General features: G+C 60.2%; 6 protein-coding genes and 1 pseudogene. 3 read left to right on the top strand and 4 right to left on the bottom strand.

What is annotated here, in order from left to right; genetic code table 11:
- Together E4631_RS25975 and E4631_RS16990 are read right to left on the bottom strand one after the other, a co-directional pair.
- Positions 1-216: pseudogene (locus E4631_RS25975) on the bottom strand (hypothetical protein); the annotation flags it as partial.
- Between the two features lie 335 nt (positions 217-551).
- A complete protein-coding gene (locus tag E4631_RS16990; protein ID WP_135318617.1) occupies positions 552-1,556 on the bottom strand; it encodes a GNAT family N-acetyltransferase in 1,005 nt (334 codons plus the stop codon).
- Positions 1,557-1,653: 97 nt separating this feature from the next.
- On the opposite strand from E4631_RS16990, the gene E4631_RS16985 reads away from it, so the two are divergent.
- Positions 1,654-1,935 carry a DUF427 domain-containing protein gene (locus E4631_RS16985; protein WP_133658036.1) on the top strand — a complete coding sequence of 94 codons (282 nt, stop codon included), beginning with the start codon at positions 1,654-1,656 and terminating at the stop codon, positions 1,933-1,935.
- A gap of 154 nt (positions 1,936-2,089) precedes the next feature.
- Here the strand turns inward: E4631_RS16985 and E4631_RS16980 are convergent, their stop codons facing one another.
- Positions 2,090-3,076: an acyl-ACP desaturase gene (locus E4631_RS16980; protein ID WP_174805463.1), complete on the bottom strand. Its 987-nt coding sequence runs from the start codon at positions 3,074-3,076 to the stop codon at positions 2,090-2,092.
- A gap of 186 nt (positions 3,077-3,262) precedes the next feature.
- Here E4631_RS16980 and E4631_RS16975 point away from each other — a divergent pair, with 186 nt between their 5' ends.
- Entirely contained in the window at positions 3,263-4,822 is a 1,560-nt protein-coding gene (locus E4631_RS16975; protein ID WP_133658035.1) for a glycoside hydrolase family 32 protein, read from the top strand.
- 6 nt (positions 4,823-4,828) lie between these two features.
- Here E4631_RS16975 and E4631_RS16970 read toward each other — a convergent pair whose 3' ends face one another.
- Positions 4,829-5,899, bottom strand: a complete 1,071-nt coding sequence (locus E4631_RS16970) for a nucleotidyltransferase domain-containing protein (RefSeq protein WP_133658034.1) — start codon at positions 5,897-5,899, stop codon at positions 4,829-4,831.
- Positions 5,900-6,043: 144 nt separating this feature from the next.
- Between E4631_RS16970 and E4631_RS16965 the strand changes: the two genes are divergently transcribed.
- Entirely contained in the window at positions 6,044-8,269 is a 2,226-nt protein-coding gene (locus E4631_RS16965) for a TonB-dependent receptor (RefSeq protein WP_133658033.1), read from the top strand.
- The last annotated feature ends 11 nt before the right edge of the window (positions 8,270-8,280 follow it).

Raw genomic sequence — 8,280 nt, 5'->3', positions numbered from 1 at the left:
CGGTTGCTGTAAGTAGCGCAGGCCAAACTTGCGCCGCACCGGCAGCGGTAACCCAGCCACGTAGCGCCCACCCTCCTCTTTAACGAGTGCCTCCCAGCCCGGCGACACAATGTCGAGGTACCAGGAGAGTCCATAGATGATGCCATTAGGGGCTTGATTGATTAGCGCATCCCATTGCAGACGGTTTAGCTCGGAGTGGCGGAGGTGGCGAAGCATACGACGGGTAAATACCTATTTTTATGCGCGCTGACTACTGGTACCAGGCCATATGGACAGTAACCCCATACACTTCCGTCGGGGTAGTTTAGGAAAAATATTAGACGCCGCTCAGCTAGGCAGCACCGCGCAGCCAAGAAAGTCTTCTGGTATATTGACATCGGTAATAGATGATAGTAACAAGTGTACCTCGCTTCCTAAGGTTACGCGCAGTACAAAAGCCAAGTAAGGTAGCTAGCACATTTAGCGCAATAATAAAAATGGTGGTCGGGTAAAGTACCTAGGCAAACCCTGACGCTACCAGAACTATTTTCAGCCAGCTGCTATAACAAAAGCTAGTCGGGGCTGCTATCTGGAGTTAGGCGTGGGCGAAACCGTTGATACAAGAGTATACGCGCGGCCTTTAGTTGGCGCACTGGCCAAGGCATCTGGTCAGAAACTATCGTAAAGAAGGGAACTGGAACAGAGCCGAAGCTACCGTAAAAGCGCTCCATATTAGATATTCCCGGTGACTCGAAGTCGAAGTACCCAACTTGTCCGGCATGCTGTTGCAAAAAATCATCTATTAACATTGAGGTAGCCCCAAGGGCTCTACCAACTACCGTCGTACAGCTAACAAAATAAATAGTTTGTTGCTTAAAATGCAGTAAGAGCATCATAGCCACTATCTCTCCTTCAGTGGAGCGGGCCTGCCACAGCGACGTCATTCCTACTTGAAAGGCAGCACTGTACAAGGCCCGCAGTAGGCGGTACTCATAAGCTTCGCCCTGCACCCGAACGAACCGATGAGCTATATTTTCGTCATAAAGCTGTACCAATAGGTCAATATTAGTAGTTGGCTCGACTATCAACGCGTGCTGTTGGGCTTTGCGCAGGTGGCGGCGGCGCTCGGGGCGGTAGCTGGCCCATAGTTCTGCATAAGAGGGCTGCAACGACAGGTGGTACGTACGAGCCGGCGCGCTCGTCAGGCCTAGGGAGGCAGCGCCAGCCACCGCCGCATTACCGACGTTGAATGCATACTTAGTAATGTAGATAAATTGCTGACGAAGCATACTACCTAACTGTGCCCACTCGGCAGTGGTTGGCGCCTCCAGATAAAAAAATCCTAACTCCTGCGCAAACAGTGGTTGCTGTAAGTAGCGCAGGCCAAACTTGCGCCGCACCGGCAGCGGTAACCCAGCCACGTAGCGCCCACCCTCCTCTTTAACGAGTGCCTCCCAGCCCGGCGACACAATGTCGAGGTACCAGGAGAGTCCATAGATGATGCCATTAGGGGCTTGATTGATTAGCGCATCCCATTGCAGACGGTTTAGCTCGGAGTGGCGGAGGTGGCGGAGCATATAAGAGGTAGGGCATCGGAGCCAGGCGCAAACATCCGGCAAAGTAGTACGTTTAAGCTTGGCAGAGCAGCCATTCAGGTGCTGCGTCGCTAACCCTATGAAAGCCATCTGGAACAATACCGTCGTGGCTGAGAGCAACGACACCGTAGTGGTGGAGAACAACCATTATTTCCCCGCCGAATCCCTCAAAAAGGAATTTTTTGAGGACAGCATCGCGCACACTTCCTGCCCATGGAAGGGCCGCGCTAGCTACTACTCGCTGCGCGTGAACGGCGAGCTGAACAAAGATGCTGCCTGGTACTACCCCGAAACCAGCGCCGCCGCCGCGAATATCAAAGACCGGGTAGCGTTCTGGAAAGGCGTTAAGATTGAGAAATAAACAGTCTGAGTGCTTGAACAAGTAAATCGCCAAGCAACTGCTAAGATAAATATCGGCCAGCCTCAGCCACCTCCTACCTCCTCTAACGCAAGTAAAGCTCCCTGTTAGGGAGCTTTACTTGCGTTAGAGGAGGTAGGAGGTGGCTAACTTACAACTAGCTAATCCACTTAAACTTATATTCTAGCTTGGGTACGGTCATACGGTCGCTCACGCGGCGCAGGCGGTCGGGCAGGGCCATTACGTAGTCGCGGGCCTTTTCGGCGGGGCCGGTGAGGCCGGTGCGGTCGGCGATTTTCCACTCGCTGAGGAGCGTGTCGAGAATATCGGTGTAGTCACTGCTCGTGTACACGCCAATGCGCTGGGCGGCATCGGTGAAGTGCCCGAAGGTCTTGCCCATGTCAATGCCCAGCTCGCGCATGTAGTGGGCGGGCATCACGATTTTCTTGCGCATCATGTCCTCGAAAGCCAGCATCATCTCGCTCGGGTCGAGTTCGAAAATCTTATCTACGAAGGTTTTGTAGGCCTTGGCGTGGCGGTTTTCATCGCCCGCAATCATGCCGCAGATTTTGGACAGCTGGTCGTCGCCGGCCTGGCGAGCCAGCTGGCCCACGCGGCGGTGCGATACGTTGGTGGCCATTTCCTGGTAGCTCGTGTACACAAAGGCGCGGTATGGGTCGTGGGCCGTGCCCAGGTCGAAACCGTCGTTGATGAGGTGCTGGGTCGAAAACTCAAACTCGCGCATGTTGACGCGGCCGCACAGGTAGAGGTAGCGGTTGAGCAGGTCGCCGTGGCGGTTTTCCTCGGCCGTCCAGCCCCGAATCCACTGCGCCCAGCCGTTGTTATGGTCGCGGTTGAGGCCGTCGAGCTCGTGAAACCAGGCCTCGTAGTTGGGCAGCGCTTCCTCCGTGATGGTGTCACCGATGAGCACGGCCAGCAGGTCGTAGCTGAGGCCAGAGGCTTTTTCGCGCAGCTCCTTTACCTCGTCGAAGAAGGTGTCGCGGCGAGAATCGGGCAGGTAATTGGCTGGCTGCCAGCTGTCTTCAACTCGCTTTAGGAAGGTATAGATATTATCTTTCAGATAACCTTCGAGTTGTTGGAGCACTTCGCCGCGCGAAATGAGAAGGTCGTTAGTGAGTATCATATCAAGGGAACACCGCCAATGAGCGGTCGGTGAATGAACGTGCGAAGGTCGGCTTTTAGTTGAGTTTATGGAGTACATTATTACGGCTTTTGTGCTAATAAGGTGGTCCGGGCGCGGATAATTGCGGGCTGAGGCCCTACTTTACTTTTTCCTACCCCCACCCAATACTCTCAGCCTGTGCCGACCATGCGCCACGCTTACCTCGCGCCTCTGCTGGCGGCCGGCCTGGCCGCGTGCCAATCGCCGACGGCCTCTACCGAGGCTACTTCCCCAGTTCGGCCCTATCACGAGCCGTACCGCCCGCAATTTCACTTTTCGCCCAAAGAAAACTGGATGAACGACCCCAACGGGCTGGTATATGAAAATGGCACATACCACCTGTTTTTTCAGTTCAATCCTACTGCCCCGGTGGCCGGCAACATCCACTGGGGCCACGCCACCAGCGCCGACCTGGTGCACTGGCAGCAGCAGCCCACAGCGCTGGCCCCCGATAGCCTGGGCCTGATATTTTCGGGCAGCGCCGTGCTCGACGCCCAGAATACCAGCGGCCTGGGCCAGCCGGGCCGGCCGCCACTGGTGGCACTCTACACCAGCCACAGCGAGGCCCGCGAAAAAGCCGGCCGCCAAGACGTGGAAAACCAGAGCTTGGCCTACAGCCTCGACCACGGCCAAACCTGGCAGAAATACGCCCACAACCCGGTGCTGCTTAACCAGGGCAGCCGCGATTTTCGGGACCCGAAAGTGCGCTGGTACGCGCCGGGCGACAAATGGCTGCTGGCCTTGTCGGCCCACGACCATATTGAGTTTTACTCGTCGAAAAACCTGCTGAACTGGACCAAGGAAAGTGCCTTTGGCCGGGGGCTGGGCGCGCACGGCGGCGTGTGGGAGTGCCCCGACCTGCTGGAGGTGCCCGATGCACAAGGCAAGCCGCACGACGTGTTGATTGTCAACATGAACCCCGGCGGGCCCAACAGCGGCTCGGCCACCCAATATTTCGTGGGCGCGTTCGACGGCAAGCAGTTTCGGGCCACGCTGCCCGGCACGCACTGGCTCGGCTACGGCCCCGACAACTACGCGGGCGTGACCTGGAGCAACCTGCCCGCCGGCAGCGCCCCTACCCTCATCGGCTGGATGAGCAACTGGAACTACGGCCAGCAAGTGCCCACTACCCCCTGGCGCAGCGCCATGACCGTGCCGCGCACCCTGGCCCTGCGCCCCGGCGCGCAAGGTGAATTGCTGCTGGCCTCGCAGCCCATCGCGGGGCTGAGCAGGCTATACGAGCAGGTCCTAAACCTGACCAACGTGGCCGTAGCTGGCCGGTACGACCTGGGCCAGCACCTCAAAAACCCAACCGGCCGCCTGCGCCTGAAATTTACGGTACCGCAAGCGCAAAACTGGTCGTTGATTCTTAGCAATGCCGCTAAAGAACAAGTTGTTGTTGGTTACGACCAGGCGCGCAACGCGTATTATTTCGACCGCAGCAAGTCGGGCAACGTCAACTTTGCGCCCGGCAAGGGCTTTGCGCAGGTGGCCTACGCACCGCGCCTGGCGGCCGGCCCCACCCAGGAAATCATACTGCTGGTAGACGCCGCCTCAGCCGAGCTATTTGCCGACGGTGGGGTGACGTGTATGACGGGAATATTCTTTCCCAGCCAGCCGCTGACGGGCCTGGTGCTGCAAGCCAGCGCGCCCCTCACGCTGCCCAGCGTAGAGCTGGCGGCCATGAAATCGCTTTGGCCGAAATAAGGCTTTTTACTGCTGATAAAATGCCTGGCGCACTTGCCGCAGCGTGGCCTCGGCGGCGTTGGCGTCGGGTGTGGGGGGTAGGGCCGAGGTGGCAAACGCCGCTTCGACCTGCGCTATTAAGTGCTCGGCCTGGGCTACCAGCTCGGCATACTCAAACTCGCCGCGCCGGATTTGCAGCAAAAATTCGGGGTTGGGACGGCGCACCAAGAGCGTACCGGTGCGGGCTATTTCCTCCGCCATTTGCAGCAGCCGAAACACGTGCAGCATATTTTTGGCGTCGTAATTTTTGCCATGCCGCACGGTGTTTTCGTAGCGCTCTTTATTGCGCTTCTCCACCCATTCCCAGTACTCCCGAAAAGCCCGGCAATACACGCTGTATCCGGTGCGATTAAACGACAAATACGCGACCGGCTCCTCCCCTTTTAGCACGGCCGAGAGCAGCACATCCTGGCTGGTAGCGGGGTCGCGCACCAGGCCCCGGTAGCCAAGCGGGCGCAGGGGGGTAGGGTCGACGAAGAGGGCGTACAGGTCGGTGAGGTGCGGCACGTTGGCCAGCCCACACTGCTCACCGTCAATAGCTTGCTTGACCAACCAAGCCGCTACCGGCTGCGCCCCCGCCCCCACCGTTACGTAGCAAAAGTCGAGCACCGACTTGCGGGCCGGCGGCTCGGGATGGTTGATTTTTTTATTTAATCCCTGCGCTTTGCGAATTTGCGCCACGGCATATTCGGCAAAGCTTTGGCGGCACAGTTTCGATAAAAAATCGGCCGCTTTAAATTGCTCAAAAAGCGGGTGCTGGTAAATAATGCAGTCGGCGGGCGTGCCGAGTAATTCGAGCACGGTCGGATTATTTTTCAGCAATAATTCGACGAAGCGACGCAACTCGTAAAACACCTCGTCGTTGGTTTCATTCGCGATTTGCGGAATGTAAGTCAGCCCGAAAAATTCCTCTTCGGGCAGCACAAATACTCCTTTTAAATCGGTGTCAGAATGCGGCAGATTAGTGCCGTAGGCGCGGCTGCCGCTGATGGCCTCGAATAGAATCAGGTGGCGCTGGCGCAGGTCGGCAATGGTCATGGGTGGGAAAGTAGTAGAAACGTGGCGGGCTACAGAAAATCTACAACTTGTAGCTGAAGGTTTGCGGGTTCAAAACTACTGAGCCAGCCGCTGCACCTCGCCACTCGCGCGGGCATTACGCGTTGCCGGCCACCAGAACACCCGATGCTACGCCTGCTTTTTCTACTGCTACTAACCTTGCCCGCCGGCCTGCGCGCCCAGAGCCTGACGCTGCTGCTGCGCGACTCGACCAGCCGCCAGCCCCTCATCGGGGCCAGTGTGCACGTGCCCGGCACGGGGGTAGGCGGCACCACCGATGCCAGCGGCCGCCTGATACTCACCCCTACCCCCGCCATCGGCACTCGCCTGCGGGTGGCGGCGCTGGGCTACCGGCCGCGCACGGTGCTGGCCCCGGCGGCGGGCAGCCCAGCGCTGACGCTACTGCTAGTGCCCAGCGCCGCCGCCATGGAAGAAGTAGTGGTGACGGCTACCCGCACCAACTCGCGCATCGAGGACCAGCCCGAGCGCATAGAGGTGCTGGGCGAGGAGGAGATGCGCGAGGAAGGCGGCATCAAGCCCGGCAATATTGCCGGCCTGCTCGGCGACATTGCGGGCACCCAGATTCAGCCTACCTCGCCCACCACCGGCAACGCCGACCTGCGCCTGCAGGGCCTGCCGGGGCAGTACGCGCAGATTTTGCGCGATGGCCTGCCGCTCTACGGCGGCTTTGCGGGCAGCTTCGGGCTGCTGGCCATTCCGCCGCTCGACCTGCGGCAGGTCGAGATTCAAAAGGGCTCCAACTCGACGCTCTACGGCGGCGGGGCCATTGCGGGCCTGGTGAACCTAGTGAGCAAAACGCCCACCCTGGGCACCCCGCAGTACACGGCCACCGTCAACCAGACTACCCTGGCCGAAACCAACCTCACGGGCTTTGCCGCAGCGCGGGGCCGGCGCTGGGGCTACTCGTTTTTTGGTGGCCTCACCCGGCAGCAGGACGTGGACGTGGACGGCGATGGCTTCGCAGATGTGCCGCGCGTGCGCAGCCTCACGGTGCACCCGCGGCTGTTTTACTACCCCTCGGGCCACAGCCAGCTGGCCGCCGGCTACACCGGCACCTTTGAGAACCGGCGCGGCGGTGACCAGCAAGTACTACGCGGCAATCCCGACCCGGCCACCGGCCACGCCTATTTCGTGGACAACACCAGCCGCCGCCACACCCTGGACGCCGTTTATACCAATGACAGCCTGGGCCGGGGCCGCCTCACCCTCAAGGGGGTAGTGGCGAATTTTGGCCGCGATGTGCAGACCAATACGGTAGACTTTACGGCCACCCAAACCACCTACTACACCGAGGCCAGCTACCTGCGCGGCCTCGGCCCGCGGCACACGCTGGTGCTGGGCCTGAACGCCAACGGCGAGCAACTCACCGCCGCCGACCGCCCTACCCCCCTGCTGAGCCCCTACCGCTACGGCACGCTCGGTGCCTTTGCCCAGGATGATTGGCACCCTACCCCCCGCCTCGACGTGCAGGCCGGCCTGCGCCTCGACCACCACAACCAGTACGGCACCTTTCCGCTGCCCCGCCTGGCCGTGCTTTATAAGCTGACCGATGCGCTCACGGCACGCCTCAACGGCGGCCTGGGCTACCGCGTGCCGGTGCCCTACGTGAACAGCCTCGACGAGCGCGACTACCCCCAGATTCAGCCGCTGCGGGGCCTCACGGCCGAAACTTCGCAGGGCCTGACGGGCGACTTGAACTACCAGCGCAGATTTCTGGATTTTGACGATGAAGGCGAACCGCTGGTTATCAGCCTCAACCAGTCGTTTTTCTACACCCAGCTGCAAAACCCGCTGGTGCTGCCCGACGGCACGGGCGGCAGCGGCCCCTACCTGCCCGGCAGTGGCCCGGCGAGCTGGCAAAACGCCGCCGCGCCCATCGTTACCCAAGGCCTGGAAACCTACCTGCGCCTGCGCCTCGACGAAACGGAGCTGTACCTGGGCTACGTTTTCACCGATGCCCGGCGGCAGTACGATGCCGTCAATCCGCACGTGCCGCTGGCGGCCCGCCACAAGTTCGCGGCCGTGGCCATGGCCGAAATCACCGACAACTTCGGCGGCGGCCTGGAAGCTAGCTACACCGGCCAGCAGTATTTATCGGATGGCTCGACCACGCCCGGCTACCCCATCTTCGCGGCGCTGCTACGCTACCGCCTCGGCCCCTGGACGCTGGTACTCAACGCCGAAAACCTGCTCGACTACCGCCAGACGCGCCGCGAGCGGGTCGTCCTACCCCCCTTCGGCAACCCGGTTTTCCGCGAGCTGTGGGCGCCGGTCGAGGGCCGGGTAGTGAACCTGTCGTTGAACTGGCGCTTCGGGGCCACGGGTTTTTAGGGGCAAACTTT

The organism is Hymenobacter sp. UV11 (assembly GCF_004684095.1).
Classification (GTDB): domain Bacteria; phylum Bacteroidota; class Bacteroidia; order Cytophagales; family Hymenobacteraceae; genus Hymenobacter.
The sequence above is the reverse complement of the archived record's forward strand: the minus strand, read 5'-3'. Positions and strand labels throughout refer to the sequence as shown.